At 37.9% G+C, this 22,598-nt stretch carries 26 protein-coding genes and 3 pseudogenes; 15 read left to right on the top strand and 14 right to left on the bottom strand.

Annotated features, from left to right (window positions below):
- On the bottom strand, nucleotides 1-119 hold a 119-nt coding region (locus tag Sarmat_RS07305; RefSeq protein ID WP_207187027.1), incomplete at its 3' end, for a helix-turn-helix domain-containing protein.
- Between the two features lie 35 nt (nucleotides 120-154).
- Here Sarmat_RS07305 and Sarmat_RS01875 point away from each other — a divergent pair.
- Nucleotides 155-307, top strand: a complete 153-nt coding sequence (locus Sarmat_RS01875) for a hypothetical protein (protein WP_202149153.1) — start codon at nucleotides 155-157, stop codon at nucleotides 305-307.
- Between the two features lie 280 nt (nucleotides 308-587).
- Here the strand turns inward: Sarmat_RS01875 and Sarmat_RS01870 are convergent, their stop codons facing one another.
- A complete protein-coding gene (locus tag Sarmat_RS01870; protein ID WP_202149152.1) occupies nucleotides 588-710 on the bottom strand; it encodes an IS630 transposase-related protein in 123 nt (40 codons plus the stop codon).
- A 404-nt stretch (nucleotides 711-1,114) separates the two neighbouring features.
- Between Sarmat_RS01870 and Sarmat_RS01865 the strand changes: the two are divergent.
- Nucleotides 1,115-1,402: pseudogene (locus Sarmat_RS01865) on the top strand (integrase core domain-containing protein); the annotation flags it as partial.
- A gap of 98 nt (nucleotides 1,403-1,500) precedes the next feature.
- Here the strand turns inward: Sarmat_RS01865 and Sarmat_RS01860 are convergent.
- The 4 genes from Sarmat_RS01860 to Sarmat_RS01845 form a co-directional block, all read right to left on the bottom strand.
- On the bottom strand, nucleotides 1,501-2,361 hold the full coding sequence (locus Sarmat_RS01860) for an MBL fold metallo-hydrolase (protein WP_207187028.1): 861 nt from the start codon (nucleotides 2,359-2,361) through the stop codon (nucleotides 1,501-1,503).
- 26 nt (nucleotides 2,362-2,387) lie between these two features.
- Nucleotides 2,388-3,167, bottom strand: coding sequence for a sulfite exporter TauE/SafE family protein (locus Sarmat_RS01855; RefSeq protein ID WP_202149151.1), 780 nt, complete (start codon nucleotides 3,165-3,167; stop codon nucleotides 2,388-2,390).
- Nucleotides 3,168-3,169: 2 nt separating this feature from the next.
- Nucleotides 3,170-3,679 carry a rhodanese-like domain-containing protein gene (locus Sarmat_RS01850; protein WP_202149150.1) on the bottom strand — a complete coding sequence of 170 codons (510 nt, stop codon included), beginning with the start codon at nucleotides 3,677-3,679 and terminating at the stop codon, nucleotides 3,170-3,172.
- Between the two features lie 362 nt (nucleotides 3,680-4,041).
- Entirely contained in the window at nucleotides 4,042-5,847 is a 1,806-nt protein-coding gene (locus tag Sarmat_RS01845; protein ID WP_202149149.1) for a ribonucleoside-diphosphate reductase subunit alpha, read from the bottom strand.
- A gap of 271 nt (nucleotides 5,848-6,118) precedes the next feature.
- Between Sarmat_RS01845 and Sarmat_RS01840 the strand changes: the two genes are divergently transcribed.
- The 4 genes from Sarmat_RS01840 (at nucleotide 6,119) to Sarmat_RS01825 (ending at nucleotide 8,051) form a co-directional block, all read left to right on the top strand.
- On the top strand, nucleotides 6,119-6,292 hold the full coding sequence (locus Sarmat_RS01840) for a hypothetical protein (protein WP_202149148.1): 174 nt from the start codon (nucleotides 6,119-6,121) through the stop codon (nucleotides 6,290-6,292).
- A 95-nt stretch (nucleotides 6,293-6,387) separates the two neighbouring features.
- The gene (locus Sarmat_RS01835; protein WP_202149147.1) at nucleotides 6,388-7,029 is read left to right on the top strand and encodes a tetratricopeptide repeat protein; all 642 of its coding nucleotides are present in this window, start codon (nucleotides 6,388-6,390) and stop codon (nucleotides 7,027-7,029) included.
- Between the two features lie 42 nt (nucleotides 7,030-7,071).
- A complete protein-coding gene (locus tag Sarmat_RS01830; protein WP_202149146.1) occupies nucleotides 7,072-7,614 on the top strand; it encodes a hypothetical protein in 543 nt (180 codons plus the stop codon).
- Entirely contained in the window at nucleotides 7,569-8,051 is a 483-nt protein-coding gene (locus Sarmat_RS01825; RefSeq protein ID WP_202149145.1) for a hypothetical protein, read from the top strand. The genes Sarmat_RS01830 and Sarmat_RS01825 overlap by 46 nt, the downstream gene beginning before the upstream one ends.
- 334 nt (nucleotides 8,052-8,385) lie before the next feature.
- On the opposite strand, the gene Sarmat_RS01820 is transcribed toward Sarmat_RS01825, so the two are convergent.
- The 6 genes from Sarmat_RS01820 to Sarmat_RS01795 all read right to left on the bottom strand — a co-directional run bounded on the left by Sarmat_RS01820 (nucleotide 8,386) and on the right by Sarmat_RS01795 (nucleotide 13,849).
- A complete protein-coding gene (locus Sarmat_RS01820) occupies nucleotides 8,386-8,535 on the bottom strand; it encodes a hypothetical protein (RefSeq protein ID WP_202149144.1) in 150 nt (49 codons plus the stop codon).
- A gap of 5 nt (nucleotides 8,536-8,540) precedes the next feature.
- Complete coding sequence (locus Sarmat_RS01815) at nucleotides 8,541-8,729, bottom strand: hypothetical protein (protein WP_202149143.1); 189 nt, start codon at nucleotides 8,727-8,729, stop codon at nucleotides 8,541-8,543.
- 214 nt (nucleotides 8,730-8,943) lie between these two features.
- Nucleotides 8,944-10,701, bottom strand: coding sequence for an ABC transporter ATP-binding protein (locus tag Sarmat_RS01810; RefSeq protein WP_202149142.1), 1,758 nt, complete (start codon nucleotides 10,699-10,701; stop codon nucleotides 8,944-8,946).
- 127 nt (nucleotides 10,702-10,828) lie between these two features.
- Nucleotides 10,829-11,374 carry a CDP-diacylglycerol--glycerol-3-phosphate 3-phosphatidyltransferase gene (gene pgsA, locus Sarmat_RS01805; RefSeq protein ID WP_202149141.1) on the bottom strand — a complete coding sequence of 182 codons (546 nt, stop codon included), beginning with the start codon at nucleotides 11,372-11,374 and terminating at the stop codon, nucleotides 10,829-10,831.
- Nucleotides 11,375-11,420: 46 nt separating this feature from the next.
- Nucleotides 11,421-11,735: a DciA family protein gene (locus Sarmat_RS01800; protein ID WP_202149140.1), complete on the bottom strand. Its 315-nt coding sequence runs from the start codon at nucleotides 11,733-11,735 to the stop codon at nucleotides 11,421-11,423.
- Nucleotides 11,732-13,849 (bottom strand): transketolase family protein, encoded by a 2,118-nt coding sequence (locus Sarmat_RS01795; RefSeq protein WP_202149139.1) that lies wholly within the window; start codon nucleotides 13,847-13,849, stop codon nucleotides 11,732-11,734. The genes Sarmat_RS01800 and Sarmat_RS01795 overlap by 4 nt, the downstream gene beginning before the upstream one ends.
- Nucleotides 13,850-14,131: 282 nt before the next feature.
- On the opposite strand from Sarmat_RS01795, the gene rpsF reads away from it, so the two are divergent.
- The gene (gene rpsF, locus Sarmat_RS01790; RefSeq protein WP_410520490.1) at nucleotides 14,132-14,521 is read left to right on the top strand and encodes a 30S ribosomal protein S6; all 390 of its coding nucleotides are present in this window, start codon (nucleotides 14,132-14,134) and stop codon (nucleotides 14,519-14,521) included.
- Nucleotides 14,522-14,685: 164 nt separating this feature from the next.
- Complete coding sequence (gene rpsR / locus Sarmat_RS01785; protein WP_202149138.1) at nucleotides 14,686-14,952, top strand: 30S ribosomal protein S18; 267 nt, start codon at nucleotides 14,686-14,688, stop codon at nucleotides 14,950-14,952.
- 359 nt (nucleotides 14,953-15,311) lie between these two features.
- Here the strand turns inward: rpsR and Sarmat_RS01780 are convergent.
- A pseudogene (locus tag Sarmat_RS01780) lies at nucleotides 15,312-15,395 on the bottom strand (IS5/IS1182 family transposase); the annotation flags it as partial.
- A gap of 298 nt (nucleotides 15,396-15,693) precedes the next feature.
- On the opposite strand from Sarmat_RS01780, the gene Sarmat_RS01775 reads away from it, so the two are divergent.
- Entirely contained in the window at nucleotides 15,694-15,849 is a 156-nt protein-coding gene (locus tag Sarmat_RS01775; RefSeq protein WP_202149137.1) for a hypothetical protein, read from the top strand.
- A 371-nt stretch (nucleotides 15,850-16,220) separates the two neighbouring features.
- Here Sarmat_RS01775 and Sarmat_RS01770 read toward each other — a convergent pair whose 3' ends face one another.
- The gene (locus tag Sarmat_RS01770; protein WP_202149136.1) at nucleotides 16,221-16,388 is read right to left on the bottom strand and encodes a hypothetical protein; all 168 of its coding nucleotides are present in this window, start codon (nucleotides 16,386-16,388) and stop codon (nucleotides 16,221-16,223) included.
- A gap of 47 nt (nucleotides 16,389-16,435) precedes the next feature.
- Here Sarmat_RS01770 and Sarmat_RS01765 point away from each other — a divergent pair, with 47 nt between their 5' ends.
- The 6 genes and pseudogenes from Sarmat_RS01765 (at nucleotide 16,436) to recD2 (ending at nucleotide 22,061) form a co-directional block, all read left to right on the top strand.
- Complete coding sequence (locus Sarmat_RS01765; protein WP_202149135.1) at nucleotides 16,436-16,630, top strand: hypothetical protein; 195 nt, start codon at nucleotides 16,436-16,438, stop codon at nucleotides 16,628-16,630.
- Between the two features lie 92 nt (nucleotides 16,631-16,722).
- Nucleotides 16,723-16,902 (top strand): annotated as a pseudogene (locus tag Sarmat_RS06780) (transposase); the annotation flags it as partial.
- A gap of 248 nt (nucleotides 16,903-17,150) precedes the next feature.
- Nucleotides 17,151-17,591, top strand: coding sequence for a hypothetical protein (locus Sarmat_RS01755; protein ID WP_202149134.1), 441 nt, complete (start codon nucleotides 17,151-17,153; stop codon nucleotides 17,589-17,591).
- An 877-nt stretch (nucleotides 17,592-18,468) separates the two neighbouring features.
- Complete coding sequence (locus Sarmat_RS01750) at nucleotides 18,469-18,864, top strand: transposase family protein (RefSeq protein ID WP_202149133.1); 396 nt, start codon at nucleotides 18,469-18,471, stop codon at nucleotides 18,862-18,864.
- 314 nt (nucleotides 18,865-19,178) lie between these two features.
- Entirely contained in the window at nucleotides 19,179-19,928 is a 750-nt protein-coding gene (locus Sarmat_RS01745) for a LolA family protein (RefSeq protein WP_202149132.1), read from the top strand.
- A 6-nt stretch (nucleotides 19,929-19,934) separates the two neighbouring features.
- Nucleotides 19,935-22,061, top strand: coding sequence for an SF1B family DNA helicase RecD2 (recD2, locus tag Sarmat_RS01740; protein ID WP_202149131.1), 2,127 nt, complete (start codon nucleotides 19,935-19,937; stop codon nucleotides 22,059-22,061).
- Nucleotides 22,062-22,598: the final 537 nt, after the last annotated feature.

The raw sequence follows: 22,598 nt of genomic DNA, 5'->3' as shown, positions 1-22,598 counted from the left end.
ATTGCAACTAGACCAGCCATAAGCGGCTCTAGCTTCTTTATAATCCGGCTCACTCTTGATTCGTCAATGTTAAACATAAAGCCTATCTGCATCATTGTGCTATAAGTGCGAAGGTACATTAGACCTCTTTCGAAACTCGCTCAATTAAGAGCAAATGCGAGGAGTATACAAAGCACAGAGCCGCAGCGTACATGAGGTACGTGAGGACTCGAGCATCGGAGCGACGAAGCAGTTGCCATCAGGAGTAGAGTTAGGAAAGAGGTCTATTAAAAGCATCAGGGTCATTTCTTCTAGACCTAATTTATAATTCCTCCCGGGACGTTTATATTGGCCTACGACTCTTTTATCCCAGATTTTTTCTAGCTTCTTTATTATTATTTCAAACTTTTCTAGCTCCATGCCAAATAATCTTAAAAAAACTCTTGGATGTTTAGCAATTTTACTGTATCTTATCATTGTGTGTAGTCTCTTGTTGGTTAAAAATCAAGTTCTATACACGCTTTATAAAAAATATCAACCCCTCCCTGTAAGTAATTTCCAATTTTATATACTTACGCAAGAGGTTTATTCTTCGCGGCTATAGTAATTTAGGTTGAATTAGGTATTTTAAATAATTTAGATGCTTGGTCATAACTATTCCCAGCTTCTAAATATTCTACTACTTCTTCTCTTAAATCATTGCTATAGTTTTTTGTCATTTTTCCTTTCATTATAACGAAAAATTATATCTAATTCAACCTAAATTATTATAATGCCAAATAATCTTAAAAAAATTCTTGGATGTTTCCTGATTTTTATGTATGATATTGCCATATATGGAGTAGTTTTGTGTTGAAATAAACTCCATATATACCTTCTGTCTTAAAAAACCAAGACCTCTTTCTATCATTAGGCGATATATTCTCACTTACGCAACAGGTCTAATTTTCAATTAGGCTAATTATCATTCCGACAACACATTCTATCCTTGCTTTTTCCCAAAAAAGGTTTAATGTAAGTGCTTGGAGTAATATATTATGCATCATCAGAAAATACATCCTTATACTACTTCAAATCCCCTATATTCAAGACGCCTCTACTACCTCTCACTACATAAATTGTAGGGTACTATGGGAATGGCATATGCGAGAGATTTCATAAAACCATGAAGCAAGAGTTCTATGATACTGCTTTTAGGCAAAAGATCTATACCAGCATTAAACAGTTGCAACAAGATGTTGATAGCTGGTTGATGCAATACAACTATCACAGATCTCATTCAGGTAAATATTGTTACGGCAAAACTCCTATGCAGACTTTCATGGACTCAAAGCACATTGCGCTTGAAAAATCTAATGAATCTATGTATAACAACAACACATCTGATAGTCTTAACTTATCTGACAGTCAGATTGATTTGTAGTAGCAGTATGTAAGATCAAATCTTGATTTGTACACATACAAATTTTGTGTACTATAAAACCCGATCCAATCGTTTATTTGTTAATTGTGCAGTTCGCCCTATATTGCATTTACTGGAATTTTGATATAGCTGATATTGTTACTTTCTGGTAACCCAAAGGTACCGGCTCTTAAATTTGCTTGTATAGAAGGAAGTAGTAATTTAGGCACGGCCTTTCCTTCGTTACGTTTATTGCGCGCATTAACGTATTCTTCTTTTGATACATCATCATGAATCAGGATGTTCTTTGCTTTCTGGTCTTTAACCGTTGTAAGCCACGTCACACCTCGCCCCTCAGGCGGGTAATCATGACACAGGAAGATGCGTGTTTCATCGGGTAGACTGAGTATTATTTTGATGGAATCATAGAGCATTGCCGCGCTGCCACCTGGAAAATCAGTGCGCGCCGTCCCAAGGTCAGGCATGAAGATGGTATCACCTACAAAAATCGCATCTTCAATGAGGTAACTAGAGCATGCGGGTGTATGACCCGGTGTATGCAATGTTTTCACATCCACGTTTCCAAGTTTAAAAACCTCACCGTCTTCAAAAAGATGATCGAACTGCGAGGCATCGAGATTGGTGTCTTTGCTAGTATTAAAAATAGGTACCCATAGCGCAAGGACATCTTTTATCTTTGCGCCAATACCAATTTTTCCACCTAGTTTTTTCTTTAAATAGTAAGAGGCTGTAATGTGATCTGCGTGAATATGAGTGTCTAAAATCCATGCAACAGATAGCTTTGCTTCCTTGATATAAGCAATAACTTGATCTGCAGATTTGGTGCTGGTTTTGCCAGAATATTGATCATAATCAAGAACGGAATCAATAATAGCGCATTTTTGCGTGTCTGCGTCGCTTACTACATGCGTAAAAGTTGCTGTATCAGAATCGAAAAAAGTTTTAATGTTAATTGTCATAAATTCCTCATTTTTTTATAAAGTTTTTATAAAATAAATTCTTTTGTGAGTATCGCTATACCAACGACCCATATAAAATATCCAAACGATTTTTTTAAAATTTCTCCATTAATAAATTTGACAATATATAACCCTATCAGCATACCTAAAAGAGATGGGGTTAAATACTTTTTCAAATTACCCCAATCACTTGCTATAAACTGACTCTGATTAGTTACGAAGCCTATAAATGAATTAATTGCGATAATAAATAGCGAAGTTGCTACGGCCTCTCGCATAGCAAAATGCATTAGCAAAACAAGCGTCGGAATAATTAAAAAACCTCCACCAGCGCCAAGCAGCCCCATGATGATTCCTAAAGCTAAACCTATCAGAACAACCTTAGATTTTTTGATATTTTGCTTTTTATGTGAATGATTTTGTATATCAAGGATTGGACGTTTTATCATGAAGTAACCAGCAATCCCCATGAAAATAATCAATAAAATCACGAGCACCTGACCCAGGAGAAGGTGGCCTAGAATATTAGATAAAGTTGGAACAATAAAACGACGCGCCGCAAACACCCCTAGAGCAGATGGTATTAAAAATAATATAGCCTTTCTAAAAAGAATATGATCGCGATAACGAAGTAACCCTATAAACGCCGTAGACCCAACCACAACCAGAGAATAACTTGTTGCAAGAGTTATTGGTACTTGAAGTAGATAAACCAAGATAGGTATCGTCAAAATAGATCCGCCCGCACCAACTAGCCCCAAAGTAATACCCATAACTGCTAGAGCGATATAACCAGATATCTCCATATTTATCTATTCCATGGCATTTTCACAAGTAATCGCGCCATGCCACACCAGCCCGTTACGCCTGCAAACATGAGTCCAGCACCCACAAATCCCGGTATTATATAAAAAATAGGATGGAGCATGGCTCCAAGTAGCGTTCCAAAAAATGCAATAAATCCGCCGATAATTTGGGTTTGTCGATCAAGAGGTAAAATATTAGAGCCTGATCTTTTAACATTAAAACCCGCTTGACTCCAAGCAATAATCCCGCCTTCAAGCGAAGCAACATCTAAATCTGGACTAGTGGTTAAGAGTTTTATGCAAGCATCTGCGCTTCTTTTGCCCGACCTGCAATAAATAACGATAGGTCTTTTGATTGATGGTAATCTCTCTACATTGATTTCATCTAGTGGTATGAGGCATGCGCCATCAATACATTCGGTTTTATGCTCCGTTGGCTCTCGCACGTCAATAAGTAGCACTTCGTCTTTATCAAATCGCTTTTTCAATTCTGAGGCTGTGATAGTTTTCATGAACACCTAACATTAATTTATTTTTCTATTATTTAAAAACAAGAAGAAGCTAAAAACAAGAAGAAGCTAGTATATATGCTGTAGGCTTGCTTTGAACAAAAGGTTTGCACCTCTAGACCTCCAGTAGTATTCCCACCCTCTTATCTTTATTATATCATGTTATGCGTTCAATAAGTAAACGTACTTTAATCGATACCACTTAAACTTTTAGATGTATGTCGCATAGCAAAGTAATTTGCTACAAAACTGTTGACGCATCGTATCAAATGAAGCATACATATGTTGTTAACAAAATATATTTAGGCTGTTAATTTATCATCACTTCCTCGCTTCCAATCTTACCTAAACCCTGAGATGCTATACTATTGGCATGCAAGACATTCTCCAAAATCTGGCGCTGCGATACCTTCTTGCGAGTTTGCTGGCAGTTTAATAGAAATTTTCTCCGCCCTACCAATACTCTTAGATCTGCAATAATACATACTCTTCACCCCCATCTTCCACGCTCTAAAATGAATGGCATGCAGCTGTTCTTTGCTAATATCTGGATGCACAAATACATTAAATGATTGGCTTTGCGAAATATACTGTGCGCGTTGTGCCGCTAGGGCTACCAGGTAGTTCTGGTCAATCTCATGGGCGGTTTTATATACATCTTTCACATGATCAGGCAGGAAGTCTAAGTGCTGCACAGACCCTTCGTGGCATATAATAGAGTTCCATACCTCCTGAGTATTCCGACCCAAATCTTCTAATATTTTAAGTAAGTATTTGTTGTATACTGCAAAAGAGCCGGATAACGTTTTTTGCAAAAAAGCATTAGCCGCATAGGGCTCAATGCCAGGCGAGCTATTGCCAGCAATAATAGAGATAGAAGCAGTAGGAGCGACGGCGGTGGTGTTACTAAACCTGCAAACCACCCCAGCATCTTGCGCATCTAGGCAAGAGGAGCGCTCATTGGCCACGATTAAGTTTGCTCTTTGAGCTTCTGTATGGATGTAGGAGAAAATTTTGTCATTCCATACTTTGGTCATCACTGACTCCAGCGGGATGTTTTTGAGTTGCAAGAAGGAATGGAAACCCATCACCCCAAGCCCAACACTCCTTTCGCGCATTGCAGAATATTTGGCATGTTTCATGGACTCTGGCGCGGAGTGGATAAAATCTTCTAACACATTATCTAAGAAGAACATGATGTCTGGGATAAAATCTTGATTTTGATGCCATGAATCAAAATATTCTAAATTTAACGAAGATAAGCAACAAACCGCCGTCCTTTTGTTATTTAAATGGTCTAGGCCGGTAGGTAGAGTAATTTCGCTACACAGGTTTGAGGTTTTAATAGTGAGTCCCAGTTGTTTTTGCAATTGAGGCATATATCGATTTACTGTGTCGATAAAAACTATATATGGTTCGCCAGTTTCTACTCTCGTAACTAACAATTTAACCCACAGCTCGCGTGCCTTGATGGTTTTAGTTACCTTTTTGGTCATGGGGCTGATTAGGTCAAAGTCCAGTCCATGTTCAACCGCATGCATAAACTTATCTGTTACCATCACGCCATGATGTAGATTCAAAGTTCTGCGATTCACATCGCCACCTGTTGGCCGCCTTAAGTCTATGAACTCCTCTATCTCTGGATGCGAAACGTGTAAGAAGATGGCCGTGCTACCTCTGCGGATAGAACCTTGAGAGATGGCTAAGGTGAGGGAGTCTATTACCTTGCTAAATGGTATGATGCCAGCTGAGTGGCCTTTATTGGCGATAGGCTCATTAATAGCTCGTATATTAGATAAATTACTACCAACGCCACCACCTCTAGATGCTAGCCAAACATTTTCGGTGAGCATGTCTACTATACTTGTTAAATCATCCTCCGCTTCGTTTAGAAAGCAGGAGATGGGTAGCCCGCGATCGGTACCGCCATTGCTTAAGATTGGGGTGGCTGGCATGAACCATAGCTGGCTTATGTAGTTGTATAACCTTTGTGCGTGAGATTGATTATTGGAATAATATATAGCTATTCTAGCAAATAAATCTTGAAAACTTTCGTTTGCACTTAAATAACGATCTTTCAGCACTGTCTTGCCAAATTCAGAGAGCAGCGCATCGCGACTATGATCGATTTGTATGTTGTAGTTTTTGGTAGGGCAAATTTTTGAATTCATAATCTATAGCAATTTGTGTAATGCAATTATTAATTAATTATTAACTGTAAAATCCTTGGATTAGCTTCTGGAATCGAAAAATATTAAACCTTCGCGAGGCTAATAATTACTTGCAAGGAATAGAGTTTTTCGAAAAGAAGTGTATTTCATCAAGGTATTTGTAGATTAAGTATAAGGGCATTCAGGCAATACGCAACACACAAGATGTAGCGTTGACTATCTTCGCAGAAGCCCAGTACATCAAAGAATATATTGCTTTAGTGGGGGTGTAATGCATAGATATGCTAGCAAGATATGGGGGGTAGAATTTATAAAAATTTTTAAGGTAGATGGGATGGTGAGTGTTTTTTGCGCTGTATTGCGGAATAGACTTCTTTTTCACGCTCAACTTATGCGCGGTGAGAGTTTTGTGTTTTCATTCGCTCTTTGCGCTTGTTTATCATGAGTGAGTTTGGAAAGATATTATTGAATCGATGTATCGGAAAACATCAGTGGTAGTCTCATGGATGAGAGAACATGAATTTATAATGAGGTATTGATATGAAACGGAATACGACGAGGGAGATAACTCAACAAGAAAAATCAGAATATCAAGCGAGATACGCTGCATTGCTGAAAAAAACGCAAACCGGAACTCCCGCTGAGGAGTTGGAAGGATATGTTGGCCTGGGCGATATGTTTAGAGAGTTGGGGTATAAGTATGAAGCGCTTAATGCGTATGAAAGAGCTATAGCGCTTGATAGAAACAATCCGGAATTACGCGAGAAGTGCGGTGATATCTATAATGAATGCGGGATGTTAAAGAAAGCAGAAGCAGAGTATTCCGCCGTTCTTGGCGGGAATTTGTCCGGTGTTCGACGTGTTGAGTTAGAAGTAAGAATGACTGAGCTCAAGAATGGAGGTAGATGGAGTTTTGTTGAACCGAAATTTCATCCTCTACCTTGGATCAACCTGGCGCAGGATATAATCGATAATAAGATGAGAGGCGGACGGAGAGTCGCACCATTGGCTGATGCGAATTTTCAAGAGCAGATGAATATAATAGATAATAAGATAAAAACCAACTTGATGCAGAAGTCACGCAATTTTGAGTTAGTTCAGGAAGCAGAGAAACTTTACAAAGAAAAAGAAAAAATGCTGCAAATGCCTTTTGATAAGATGATAGACCCAGAGTTTACGTGAAAACAACTGGAGTTGTGTCGGGAGGAAAGTCAAAGCCTTTTCATGAGTTCGCTGGGTTACGATGATGTGCAAGGCGAAGGGCTCGGAGGAAAGACAGCAGCCACGTCGAAATATCACATGGGGATGCATAATGGTAAGTATGGTGCTACGGAATTTACTGGAGAAAATGTAGAGACCGTATCAAAGCTTAAAAAACTACAGGCAGATTTTACACGCTCAGAGTATGAAGCAAGAAGTTGGGGCGCAGAGGAGAGTACTAGAGCATACGTTAACATGGGTAACATACTCAGAAAGTTGGGGTATGAATACAAAGCGCTTGAAGCCTATAAAAACGCGCAAGTTGTAGGTGAACCAGTGATACAAAACATACGCGTTAGAAATGTTCGAGGAGTTGTAGAGACACCAGAATATGTTGAGCTGAAGAACCTTCAATCGCGATTAATAGAGCTTCAGTACGAAGCTTGTCTAGGCGGTGGTGATGCATGCAGTGCATTAGGCAAACGAGGGGACGTGCAAATATTCTATGATCATGCTCACCATTGGGCCATGCTGGCAATTGTTCTATTGAACAAAAAGGTATTATAAACGACAAGAGGCAAAAACTTAATAAGACAGGTGGAGTAAAATCTGAGGTGCGAGAATTTGATCATCTACCTGTTGTACCAGGAATAATAACGGAAGAAGAGCGGAGATTTCAACAAGTGATGGAGCCTTTGGATGAGAAGATAAGGACTGGGAATGGGAAGAATCCTAGAGATTATATAGAGCGATCTAACGCACTTTTGCAGCTAGCAGAATCTACTGGTTATCAGGAGCAAAAGGAATTGTATCGAAAGGAAGCAATACTGAATATTCAAGAAGCTGATAAACGTGGATTAAAGCATCCTGATTTTAATCTAGTTATAGGTAAAGCGCGAGTTGCGCTGGGATGGGCTACCCTAGAAGAAAAGCGAGCAATAGAGCAAGCAGAAAAACAAGCTCAAGCAGAAAAACAAGCAATTATACTAGACAGAACGGGATAAGTGCGTCCGATCCGATTGCCACACCCACTCCAGAGCGCAAAAAAGAAAGAATATTTGATGAGAGGAGGGCTCCTACTGAAACACGCTCTCTATTGAAACCGCCCACATCACCCACAGAGCAGGCGACGTCAATGGAAAATGCGTTCCAAAACGGACAAAATGCGCAGCATTCGCAAGGCCAAAATCCAACGGGCAGATCTCAATACAATGAAAAAGCGAATGGATTTAAGCGCTAACAGCAACACAAAATGATGAAAAAGGAGCTCAGAGCTAAAAGGCACATGCCCTCCTTTTTCACCTCCTACCCTCACCGCATCTAACACCTAGAGTAACATCACTCGCATCCATTAGACTTCTTGCATAACCTAAAAATGAAAGAGGAATTTTTAGGAAAAATGATGTTGAGCACCGTAGCATACTCTAGTACGTGAGGAGTACAAAGGAGTTTTGACAACAAAATTACCTCACGGAATAGGTTATGCAAGAGGTCTATTTTAAAACCTTGAAACATCGATCCCAAACATAAAACCTACCAGGCCTCTTGTATTTGTTAACGACTTTCTTTGCCCATGATACTTCAAGTTTCTCCAGCAAAATATCAAATTCTTCGCAACTAATGCCAAATAATCTTAAAAAAATTCTTGGATGTTTCCTAATTCTTGTGCGCGATATTGCCATATATGGAGTAGTTTTGTGTTAAAATAAACTCCATATATACCTTCTGTCTTGAAAAATCAAAACCTCTTTCTATCATTAGGCGATATATTCTTACTTACGCAACTGCATCATTGCTTTTGATGCGTAAGCCCTCACGTACTTTAGTACACTTAGGAGTTTTGCGCTCCGTATACTCCTCGCATCTTCTCTTAATTGAGTGAGTTTGGAAAAAGGTCTAATCCATTAAAAACCCACCAACCTGCGCGTCCCACAAATTCTTATATAGCGCACAACCAACCAAGAGTTTTGCGTGTGACCCGTCCCCTACAATCTTTCCTCTATCAAAAACTAATATTCTATCCATATGCAATAAAGTTGAGAGGCGATGTGCTATCACCAAAGTGGTTTTACCTTGCATTAAGTCCCACAAGCTATCCTGAATCAGATTCTCTGTTAGAGAGTCTAGTTGGCTTGTAGCCTCATCTAAAATTAATATAGGTGCATTTTTCAAGATCGCTCTAGCTATAGCAATACGCTGCCTTTGCCCTCCAGATAACTTTACGCCGCGTTCCCCCACTAAGGAATTATATGCATTCGGTAATTTAGTGATAAATTCATGCGCATGCGCCTTCTTTGCTGCCTGTATCACCTCCTCATCGCTCGCATCTTTCTTGCCGCATCGAATGTTCTCCATCAAGCTTCTATGAAAAAGCACCGGATCCTGCGGTATCATATTAATTGCTAAACGTAGCGATTCGCTAGTAACACGCCTAATGTCTTGCTCATCAATCAAAATCGCCCCATCATTAATCTCATATAAACCTAGAATCAGATTAGCAAAAGTCGATTTTCCACTCCCAGAGTAACCTACGAGTCCAACTTTTTGTCCCGCCTTTATTCCTATAGATTTATTCTGAAATAATGGCTCCTCGCCTTTATAATGGAATTTAACGTTACTAAAAATAATTTGCCCGTTAATGCACATCAACTCTTTATCAACATCAAGATTTTTTGACGCGCACGAATCAATGAGAGATGTAAGGCTTTGCTTGCACTTACCATATGCTTGATTAAAATCATCGATTCTAGACATAGTATGCCAGGTAATATACCCTACCTCTATTACGATACCAAGAATGAGAGCAAAATCGCCAGCGCTAACTAAATCTAGGCAATAAAGATGAATTAAAAAATAAGTAGCAAAGGCAATCATCACAGCTATTGTAATGCCCTGCATTGCACACAACATCAGCACGAAATTTTCTTTGGCTCGAAATGCCGCCAACACAGTGCGCAAAAAACCATCCATACGCTCTAATTCTAAAGCGCTACGCGCAAAAGCACGCACATTACTCTGATTCATGAGCACATCCACCAACTGCCCAGATAATTTTGCTTCGCTACGCGCATGCTGGTCTGCAAAGTTAATTAAGCGCCTAGACATTAGATAACTAAAAGTTGTGAAGCAAATAAACCATAAGATGAGAATATAAAAAAATATCATATTCACATTCAGGGTGGTAATAAGAGAGATAATCAGCACAGAAGAGCCGCGAATAAAATCTAAAGAAATGCGATGAACAATGCGCTCGATATTATCTGCTAAGGTGATGATCTGGCTAGTAATACGACCAGACATGTTGTCTTGAAAAAACTGATGTGAACGATCCAGCAAATGTGCCAAAGTAGATCTAATGATCTGATTTTTGATCACACCTTGATATTTTTTGTTGATATACCCTATCCCCCTCCACGTTAAATTACCAAGAATAATAAAGTTTACGGTAATCATGGTTGCTGGCAAAAATAGTATAGAGTCGTTCGTTTTCGCTTCCGGCAATAAATTAATAACTTTTTTAATTAACAGGCTATTTAAAGGCCCCCAAAAACCAGAAAGTACCGCAAACACAATAAAAAGAAAGGCGGCGTATTTATAAGGTCTTAAAAAATACCATATAAAAGAAAACAAAGTATGTGGTAATAAAGTATGCATATTCCTCTTATCTCGCGCGATGCTTTTAATTAAACTTCTTTAGAATTTTGATCGAAACTCTCTGTAAGCAAGAAGTAGCAGGAAGTGCAAGGCAGATAAAGGTGGCAAGTAACGCTTTAAAAGCAATCTATTCCAAATGCTTTTTATACTTCATGATGTAATGTATAGCACTCACCACCGTTAGCGCCGCAGCTGTCCAAATTGCTATCTTACCTACCCAATCCATCCAAGCTAGACCAGAGCCAGCAGAGCCAAGTATTAAGGCCACTAATGCTATCATCTGTATAGCGGTTTTTGCTTTTGCAACCCAGGTTACGTGCATTGCTATATTAAGATGAGCTAGAGCTTCTCTTATACCAGAAATAAAAAATTCTCTGGTAAGAATTAATAAACATGGTATCGGCGACACTTTCTGATGCTTAATAAGCATAATAATAACGCTTACCACCAACAGTTTATCGGCTATGGGGTCAAAGATTCTACCAAAATTAGAGACGGTATGGAGTTTCCGTGCAAGATAACCATCGAGTGCATCTGTGCAACAAGCTGATATGAACAAAATTGCTGCAATTCTATGTGCAACTGGGCGTTGGTCGAAATACATCACTATTACGATTGCTGGCACTGTTACAATACGCAGTATAGTAAGATAATTAGCTATATTTTTTTTCATTTTTAACTACACAAAAGCAATTGAAGGAGCGAGTTCCATAGCATATTTAGCAAAACACAATCCGCTCAATATCACGTGAACCACTAAATAACTGTACTCTTTGCACTATATACTCTCTTTTATAATCTAACAAGAATCTTGAATGTATATCAACTACCTGTAAATACAGCGTCTCCATATATGCACCAGAATCGTGTAGACAGCTACGCCTACCCTTGTTTATTTTCACTGGTCTACACACCAATGCTATATCATCACCCACTATCTTTTGCCAATTCCATACTATTTCAAACAAAAGGGGATGCTGTTTATTCATCACGTCCTTTAATACTTCCTGCAGAGAATATCGTATGTTTTTCATGAAGATTGAACCTCATTCATAATAGCTGTAGTAATAGTTGCTTTGTTTAGACCTAGCGCATCATATACTTGCGATGCTGGCGCTGATATTCCAAAGCTATCTACGCCAAAAAACAAACCTTTGCGACCAATAAACTTATGCCACCCCAAGCTACTAGCAGCTTCTATAGCTACAAGTAATTCTGGTGTATCATGCTCTGTGCAATTATCATGCCCAAGAATAGATGCGATATATTGAGGATCTTGCTCAAAAAATAATTCAAATGATACTACTGAAATAACTTTATAACCAATACCTAGCTGGCGCAGATTATTAGCTACATCTAATGCTAACTGTACCTCTGAGCCACTAGCAAAAATTCTGACTTGTTTGTATCGAAAGCGCTGCTCTGTGCTTTCATTTGCTCCTTGCACTTGCTTTTGATTTGAGCGAGTTTCGAAAATGGGTTTATTAAATTTTTCCAGCAAATAGGCGCCTTTATATGCGAAACATAAAGGATGACTTACCTGAGGTAGCTCTTGTCTGCTTAAAATCAACATCACAGGTCTTGTTGTTTGATTCAAAGCAATCTTCCAACATTCCAACGTTTCGTGAGCGTCGCACGGTCGCAACACTATTAAATTTGGCATAGCACGAAAGGAAGCTAGATGCTCTACTGGTTGATGCGTTGGGCCATCTTGCCCCACCCCTATAGAATCATGAGTCATGATATATATCACCCTCAGAGCCATCAAACTTGCCATTCTAATAGATGGGCGAAGGTAGTCGGAAAATACAAAAAAAGTGCCGCCGATTGGCAGTAGATCGCATAATGCCATGCCATTCATTATAGCGCCCATCGCATGCTCTCGTATACCATAATGCACAAAATTACCATGATAATTTAATTTATCAATTATCTTAGCATTGGGGTTTTTGGCGCAGATGGAAGATGATACATCCGCCGAACCACAAACTATTAAATGTGCAATAGGGGAGTTCTTGCTCATAAGATATTGTAGTATTTTACCAGACGACGTGCGAGTTGCCTCGGGTTTAGATGCATAAGCTATGTCATTAAAACCGTCTAATGCTCTGCTATTTATGTGCAAATCCTCACTCAACTTCATATACGCTCCAACGTTCCGTGCTTTGTATACTCCTTGCATTTGCTTTTGGGTTGCATGAGCTTCAAGAAGAGTTCTGATAGATACATCGTATGATATTGCATTACGCTCCCATATTCGCCTATAACCCCTTAAATCATCATCATTTATTGCAAACGGCTGCATCGGCAAACCATTCTCTTCTTTGAATTGCTCTGCCACTCCTTCACCTAATGGTGAACCGTGAGCTACTTCTGATCCAGCAAGCGCACAGCCCTTGCCTATAACGGTTTTGGCGCATATTATGGTTGGTTCTTCGCTATTTTTTGCTTTTGCTAATGCATCGTATATTTGCTGAAAATCATGCCCATCCACCTGCAAACAATTCCAACCTAACGCTTTAAATTTTAGCTCCTGGTCTTCTGAAATCACCAGGTGCGTAGCGCCATCTATAGAAATGCTATTGCTATCAAAAATTACTATTAGGTTTTCTAGGCGTAAATGGCCAGCGAAAGACATAGCCTCATAAGACAATCCCTCCATGAGACAACCATCGCCAACTATGCAATATATGTTATGATTGTGATTGTTTTTTTTGGCCGCTAATGCCATTCCCACCGCCCCAGCAAGACCCTGGGCTAAAGGACCGGTAGAAATTTCTACAGGATAAGAACTCTTGTTCGCTTCATGCCTTAAATATTCAGGGTGACCTGGGGTGCAAGAATTAATTTGTCGGAAATTTTTGATTTCTTCTAGCGTAAAATGCGAATAACCAGTAAGATAATAAAATGCATATATTAGCATGCAGCCATGGCCAGCAGATAACACTAGTCTATCGCGATCGTGCCAAAGCGGGTCACGCGGATTAAATTTTAAAAATTCATACACCAGCACGCTCATAAAATCCGCCATACCCATAGGCATGCCAGGGTGTCCAGAGGCTGCTTGTTGCACTGCATCTAATGTAAGTGCTCTTATTGCGTTGCTAAAGGCGCGATACTGTAAAATCTGCGAAGGCGTGATGGGCATAATTTCTTACTGTGCTCTGAATTTATTTTATTTTTTCTTTAAATTTTTATTTTAATTGCAAGGATATATAACAAACAAATTAACATAACAGCATTAACAAAAACGATTTTTATTTCTCTAGCGTAGAGTACTTGAAATCACCTTAGCATTCTGTTATAATGCATATTATCGTTTTTATTTTTTCGCCCCGCAAGACTGTTGATAGGCGTTTTTTGGGGTAAAAATAAGGTTAGTTACCAAAGCGTTTGATGTTTTTTTAAATCTATTGAATCAGATGAATAAATGATGAATAGTTACGAACTAGTTTTTATAGTAAGGCAAAATATTTCCAGTACGGAAATAGATAAAATTACGGCAGAGGTTACTGCAATTATAGCAAAGCACCAGGGTTCTGTTGTGCGTTCTGAGTATTGGGGCTTGCGCCATTTAGCTTACAAGATAGGTAATAATAAGAGGGGTCACTACTCTTTTTGCTCTTTTAAGGGCAAAAGGGAGGCAGTTCTTGCTATTAACAAGATCATGCGCGCTAATGAAGATGTAATTAGGCATATGGTACTTAAGAGAGATAAAGTGTTTGATCAACCTTCTTGTATTCTCAAGGAAGGTGGCGGTGATGTGGCGGAAGAAAAAAGCATAGATATTACTGTTGCATATAATAACGCGAGAGCATAAGTTTCTTAGATAGATCTTCAGTATAAAACTAAAAATCTAAGTAAACTAGAAAAAGGCTTCAGTAAAAAGCGCTAGCGCTAGTCCTAGTTCTGGGTTAAAACAAAATACACTAGAGTTAATAATAAACTTACTTATAAACTTACTTGTCATCAGGGTAAAAAACTATGGTTTTTCATAAAAAAAGAGGTGGCGATTCCTTTAAAAGACCGGTCTTCACTAAAAGAAATAATAGATGTCCTTTCTCTGCGCCAGACGCTGTACTGCCGGACTATAAAAATCTTGATCTTTTGCTGAAGTTTGTGTCTAATAGAGGGAGGATATTGCCGAGTCGTATTACTGGGGTATCTGCAAAAAGACAGAGGTTGCTAAAACAACAAATAAAAATAGCTCGCTTGCTGGCGCTCATGCCTTTTGTTGGAGACGCGAAGTAGTGATGGATTCATAGCTGTCAATTGATTCAATAAACCCCTTTTTTAAACTCTGCTCTTAGATGGCGGCGCCTCTGTCGTAGCTTTTGCCTCAAAGCCCTTGTTTCTTGGCTTCATACGGTTGGCGCTTCATGTTTTTGTTTTTTCATTGCGCTCTCATGCCCATTTACTCCTGACTTACACGAATCCATAGCGCCCTGCAATCTATGTAAGAATAGGGGCGAAATTAAAGTCGATAAAGGTCCAAACTCTTTTAAATCTATTGAGCTTTATATTTAGCCTGTTTGAAGCAGTTTCTTATATAGATCTACCCTAAATGATATAGCTAAGATCATATAAAATCTTCTGCTTTACCTCCTTCAAGACCCAACTCTTCCAGGTAAATGAGGCTCTAATATGCTCCAAACTCTATCCGATATATCGTGTCGACGATGCGGTGCAGTCATATAAAACAACCTTCAACCTTTAATAAATATGATTCTTTATAACGTACTTTTTATCTTGTGACTACACTATTTAACCTAAGCTCGACGTAAGAGTTAATAATATGCAAGTTAACAAAGAGGGTTGAAGCAACCTGGGGTTAATGATAGAGCACAAGCTTAAACCATCCACTACGAGGTATCGTTCTTGCGCTCATAGAGAATATTTTCTGCGAAATTGATGATTTTTTGCAAGGAATTTTATCCAAATCAATCATATCGTATATTAGACCTCTTTCGAAACTCGCTCAATTAAGAGCAAATGCGAGGAGTATACGAAGCACAGAGCCGCAGCGTACATGAAGTACGTGAGGACTTGCGCATCGACAGCGTCGCCACAGTTGCCATCAGAAGTAGAGTTAGGAAAGAGGTCTATTACCAAACCCAAACCGTAAAACTCGACTATCAAGTTTTTTGACCTTATCTTATAAACCTACTATCCTTACGCATTAAAAATTCATTTAACTATTTTAAAAGGTCATGGAATGATTATTGGGGAAGGGCTTCCATTTATTCGAGATTATGTTGAAGAAATAAATTATGCAATCAAAACACATTCACCTGAGAACAAATTAACACGTCTTCAACGCTATTGGCTTTCATTTGTCAATTCTTTGTGCAAGATTAGGTTTTAGCATGAACACCCCCCAGAAACTTATGCTTAATTCTACCATCATGCAATATTCAGGCTAGACCTGTTGCGACAAGGTTCATGATTTTAAAATTCATAAACAGAAAGATCATCCTCCGATAGATGCCAATATTTATGCTGATTCCGGATATCAGGGGTCAAAGAAACTTTGCAAGAACGTCAAAACACCGATAAAAACACGAAGGAAAAAGCTCTTGAGTTACTGGCAAAAAATATATAATAAGATAATTAGACCTCTTTCCTAACTCTACTCCTGATGGCAACTGTGGCGACGCTGTCGATGCGCAAGTCCTCACGTACTTCATGCATGGCTGCGGCTCTGTGCTTCGTATACTCCTCGCATTTGCGCATCATGAGCGAGTTTCGAAAGAGGTCTATTGTTAAAAGACGTATAAAAGTTGAAAATATTATCGCTCAACTTAAAAACTTTCGCATTTTATCGAATTGTTACCGTAATAAACGCAAGGCGTATAACTTAAAGTTTAATATTATAGCTGGAATTATTAATTTCAAAAATGGATTTTATAATAAAGCATTAGTGATATAAAACGCATCAGCTCTACACCTCACATACTCTGTGTTTTTTTAAGTTCATAACTTACTTTCTTACTTACGCAACGGGTCTAATCTAAGAAGACAAAAGAATTGATTGAATCAGTAAATTGCAGGATCATTTTTTTGTCTCTATATTCACCAGATCTGAATCCAATAGAGAAATTTTGGGCTAATACGACACGATGGATTAAAAATCAAATTACTGAATTTAATCAATTATATGAGGCTATTTCTTATTTCTTTAAAATATCTAATACAACCTAAATTACTATACCTACTTACGCAGTAGGTCTACTTTTGATGGCAACAATGCTTCCTTCCAGGTCTCTTATTTTATAACTTTTTGCAGCCACTCTAGCTCGAGCTTACTCGTTAAAATATCAAATTCTTCTTTTTTCTACGCCAAGCAGTCTTAAAAAAATCTTTGAATGTCTGTTAATCTTGTTGTATGATATTGTTATATCTTCAAACTTATCTCCTACAATCTTACTTACACAGCAGGTCTAGTTAATATGAAGCGGTCAATCAAATCTCTTGCTATTTTAATTAAACTAAAGCAGCGCGAAATAGATGAATTAGTGGTTAAAATTGCCTCTCTAGAAGAGCAAAGATTAGTATTTATGGGAGCTATAGCGGATCTGCGGCAGCAAAGGAAAGATGAGATAGTGCGCTATAGCAGTATCGATGTTGTGCAGTATGGCGTTAATTTTGCTAGTTATCTTGATAGTTTGAAGTTGAGAGAAGATAGATTAAACCTAGAGTTAAAAAATATCGAAAATAGAATCCAGCAGGAGAGGGAGGTTTTATTTGATCATTTTGCTGAATTAAAGAAGTTTGAGCAAGCTATGAAGAATAGAATTACCAAGTATGAAAAGGATTTAGAGCACAAAGCAAATGCGCAGCTTGATGAATTCAATACCAACAAATTCCTGCTAGAACAGAATGAAGAGTAGCGCTCTAAATTCAAACTAGTACAGCTTAATAGAACGTGTTATTGATGCCGAAATTAATTATTATTAATATTTCAATTACCCCTTATGTTTTGCTTTTTACTTACACGGCAGGTCTAATGTTTACGATGCTACTGTTATATACCGTACGTATAGTATACAAATGCAAGAACTGATGGAGGCGCGCCCTTGTAGCTATCAAAAAAGAATCACGCTTTAACTTACGATGAAGCAGTATAGTTAATAGAGTGATAGCGCGCCCTAGTAAATAACAAAAGGAGTGCTTTTCTGGCAAAAAAGAGGAGGTATACTTCAGAAGAACAAAAATTAGAGTAACGTCTGACTGGAAAATCTGCAATCTTTTCAAAGACATATAAGGGCAAAGTGCACGACTTTAAGATTTGCAAGAACAGCATCATATAGCAATAGACACCAGTGGTGATGCGGACTTGGAAATATCAAGGATACATAAGATTTTGCCCTAATGCAAAAACACCTCTTAAGAAGAAGTGAAAGCGATACTTAAGTAGTGTATAAAAGGAATATAATAAGATTGTTGCTAAAAGAATGATAAAAATAGAAAATACGATAACTCAAATTAAAATTTAGTATAATAGCTGGAATATTAAATCTCAAAAATGAATTTCTAAATGCTAAATTTGCAGCTTAGCAGAAACAGCTTATCAAAGCAGCGTCTTCTCCGAGCACAATAACTAAACTTACGCAGTGGGTCTATTGCACAAAAACGCAATATTATTGAGCGCTTCTTTGGTAAATTAAAACTTTGGAACGATTGGTCGCGAAGTTGGTTGCGATAGAAAAAATCGCGCTCTAAGCTGTGAAGAGACTGAACAGTTAATAGATGTAACGGAGCAAATAATTGAAAGGCCTAGCAAGAAACAAAAAGATGATTTTTCTGGTAAGAAACGTAGGTACACGCTTAAGACTGAAATCCTACCACGGCAAGGTTCATGATTTTAAAATTCATAAACAGAAAGATCGTCTTCCGATAGATACCAATATTTATGCTGATTCCGGATATCAGGGGTTAAAGAAACTTTGCAAGAACGTCAAAACACCGATAAAAACACGAAGGAAAAAGCTCTTGAGTTACTGGCAAAAAATATATAATAAGATAATTGTTAAAAGACGTATAAAAGTTGAAAATATTATCGCTCAACTTAAAAACTTTCGCATTTTATCGAATTGTTACCGTAATAAACGCAAGGCTATTAATTTCAAAAATGGATTTTATAATAAAGCATTGGTGGCATAAAACACATCAGCTCTATACCTAACATACTCTGTGTTTTTTTAAGTTCATAGCTTACTTTCTTACTTACGCAACAGGTCTAATGTAGACGCGGGTTAGAAACTTTAATCGCTAATAATTTTCAAACCATTACTTCTGATTATTTTGTCAACTTTTGGGGTTAAAGCGGTATATGCGAATGTTCAGAATTACAGAGGTACAAGCGTTATTACCAAGAGTAAAGTTATTCACGGATTCGTTATATGTTATTGCTATCAAAAATCTTTAATCTTAAGTTTTAATATTCACAATCAAATATAATTTATTAGAGTCATCAAATGACAAGAGTTATTTCAATATTATTTATTACATTAAGAGTTTTTTGCTTTTCCATCTCTATTGGTTCGATAGCTTATGCGGCTGCTACTAGTAGTGAGATCACGCCTGATATCACGTCTGAATTAAACGTAAGCTCTACTGATGCAAATGCATTACTAGATCAAACAGTAGTACAGATGATATGCGATTATCTTACGCAACATAACAAGCTAAGTATTGACTTTACTCAAATTGATTGCAATGGTACAACAAATAGTGGCAAGATTCTCATAGACAAACCATGCAAATTTCGATTGAACTATTATGCCCCTTTTCCCCTCTTAATTATTGGTGATAAAAAGCGCATATCTGTGTATGACTACGATATGGAACAAGTAACCATTCTTGACGCATCCCAAAATATGCTATCTATATTGTTGGATGACACACTTGATCTTGCGAGTCAACAAGAGTTACGTATTAGCAAGGCATTGAGTGACGGTACTATCGCTCAGTTAGAGGTAACAAATGATAGTGTACAAAAGAGCATAGTTTTTGTTTTTGATATAGTTGCTCAAAAACTTACTAAAATAATATTACTAGAAAACGAAATCGAAACTTGTCTAGATGTTATAAACATCAAACCGGTTCAACATTTCAATCAAAAACTTTTTGAGTTTCGTAGTCCACTTCTCTATGGCCCCCCGCGTAGATTAAACAAGCAGCAAATTGAGAAGATGACGGAATTTGCGGAGCAAGATCAGGAATAAAACAACGTGACTCTTGGATTAGGCGATAGTATTAGCGGTACCATAGAACGCATAGTCTTCCAAAATTCGGATAATGGCTTTGCCATACTCAAAATATTAGTTAAAAAACAAGAAGTCACGCTAGTTGCTAAAGTAGACTCGATTCATGTGGGAGAGTATGTCACTGCCACTGGTTACTGGAAGATAGATGCAAAATATGGAAGACAGTTTTGTGCGCACCAAATCACATCTCAAATACCACTAGAACTGCATGCAATAGAGAAATATTTAAGTTCCGGATTAATAAAAGGAATCGGTAGAGTTTTTGCCAAAAAATTAGTGGAAGTTTTTGGCGCTAATATTTTCGACATTATAGAAAATAACATACAAGCTATATCACAAATACAAGGTATTGGCCCATCTAGAGTAGAAAACATCAGCAAAGCATGGCAGGAACAAAAAGAGATACGTAACATCATGCTTTTTTTACGCCAGTACGATATACAAACAACCAAAGCAGGAAGAATATATAAAACCTATGGCGAAAATGCGATAGAAGTTATTAAATCTGATCCGTATAGACTTGCTCAAGATATTCATGGTATTGGTTTTGTCTCGGCCGATAAAATTGCAGAAAAACTAGGTATAGCAGCTGATTCTTTAGTTAGAACCAAAGCGGCAATGAACTACGCGCTACTAGAAGCCAGCACGCAAGGGCATTGCTGTCTCCCTCTACCCATATTATATAAGGAAGTAGAAAAATTGTTAGGCAATATCACTCACGAAAGATTACAAGAAGCCTTAGATGTCGGCTGCAATGGTGGAGATTTGATTTTGGATGAAGTGGAAGGTGCAGAGGCTATTTTCTTACCTCAATATTTCAGATATGAACAGTATATCGCTCATAGAATTAAAGACTTGGCTTGCAAAAAACCAAGATGGGATAGCGAGTTGTTAATGCAAATTGCGCGAGAAGCTGGAGACTGCGCATTATCTGATACACAAAAATGCGCTTTAGAACAAATTATAAAGAGTAGAATTTCAATAGTTACTGGCGGCCCTGGCACTGGTAAAACAACTTTAATTCGTACAGTAATCGAAGTTTTACGGAAGGCTGCGGTATGTGTTAAATTGTGCGCACCCACTGGCAGAGCTGCCAGACGTATGCAGGAGGCAACAGAGTGTGAAGCAGTCACTATTCATCGCCTCATCGGGTTAGGCTCTTTTCAGAAACAAGACATTAAGGGCGATTGTTTAGTAATAGATGAAATGTCTATGGTAGATACTAAACTTTTTTATTTATTATTAAAATCTTGCCCTAATCTTGCAATCATTATGGTGGGTGACGTAGATCAATTGCCATCTGTTGGTCCGGGTAAAGTATTAGAGCATTTGATAGAATCTGATGTAGTATGCAGCATCAAACTTACAGAAGTGTTTAGACAGAGTAAAAAAAGCAAAATTGTAACCAGCGCGCACTTAATTAATCAAGCGAAAATGCCATTGCTGAATAACGAACCAGATTCTGATTTTTACTTTATACATAAAAGTAGCGAAGAAGTGGGCGCTCTTATATCTCATTTGGTCAGCACTCATATACCGAGCAGAAAAGGATTTGATGCCATTAGAGATGTGCAAGTGCTATGCCCTATGCAAAAGGGCGAGAGTGGGGTGCGTAATATGAACCATCTACTACAGAACAAATTAAATCCTAATGCTGCGCATTCTGGTATTATGAGTTATGGACAGATCTTTGCCAAAAATGATAAAGTGATGCAAATAGAAAATAACTATAATAAAGATGTGTATAACGGAGACATAGGTTTTATTCAACTCATCGATCAAAATAATCATACTATTTCAATAGAATTCGATGAACGCATTGTGAACTATGAATACAGCGAGTTAGATCAACTTACCTTAGCATATGCAGTAACGATACATAAATCTCAGGGTTCAGAATATCCTGTAGTGATTATCCCCATGGTAATGCAACACTATGTAATGCTACAAAAAAATCTTTTATATACTGGAGTTACTAGAGGTAAAAAAATGGTTGTGGTAGTAGGCGAAAAGCGGGCTTTAAAACTGTGCGTCACTAACGTTAAACAAAATAAAAGATTTTCAAAATTAAAAGAGTTTTTGCTGTCCTAGATGGTGTCGACCATAGTACCCTACAATTTATGTAGTGAGAGGTAGTAGAAGCGTTTTGAATATAGGGGATTGGAAGTAGTATGAGGATGTATTAGACCTCTCGCATCACCTATTCCGTGGGGTAATTTTGTTGTCAAAGCTCCTTTGCGCTCCTCATATACTAGAGTATGCTGCGGCACTCAACATCATTTTTCCTAAAAATTCCTCTTTCATTTTTAGGTTATGCAAGAGGTCTATTTTCTGATGATGCATCTGATGATGCATAATATACTACTGCAAGCGCTTACATTAGGGGACCGTTGTAAGATGAGATTTTGAAAATTTTGTAGTTAAAATTTTTGTTTGAGTGATTTTATAAGGATTTTGCTATTAAAAACTGCATAGTTTTTTTAGTCAAATCAGAAATTAATCTCATTTTTAGCTGTTTTAGTTTTGTTATAAGCCTAAATAGATGTATTTTTACCTGTTTTATGCAGCAAGGACGGTTAAACGCTTTAAATTAAAACAGATTGCATTCATAAATTCAGCAAATTGATT

It is taken from the genome of Candidatus Sarmatiella mevalonica (genome assembly GCF_016751895.1).
Lineage (GTDB): Bacteria > Pseudomonadota > Alphaproteobacteria > Rickettsiales > Rickettsiaceae > Sarmatiella > Sarmatiella mevalonica.
The sequence above is the reverse complement of the archived record's forward strand: the minus strand, read 5'-3'. Positions and strand labels throughout refer to the sequence as shown.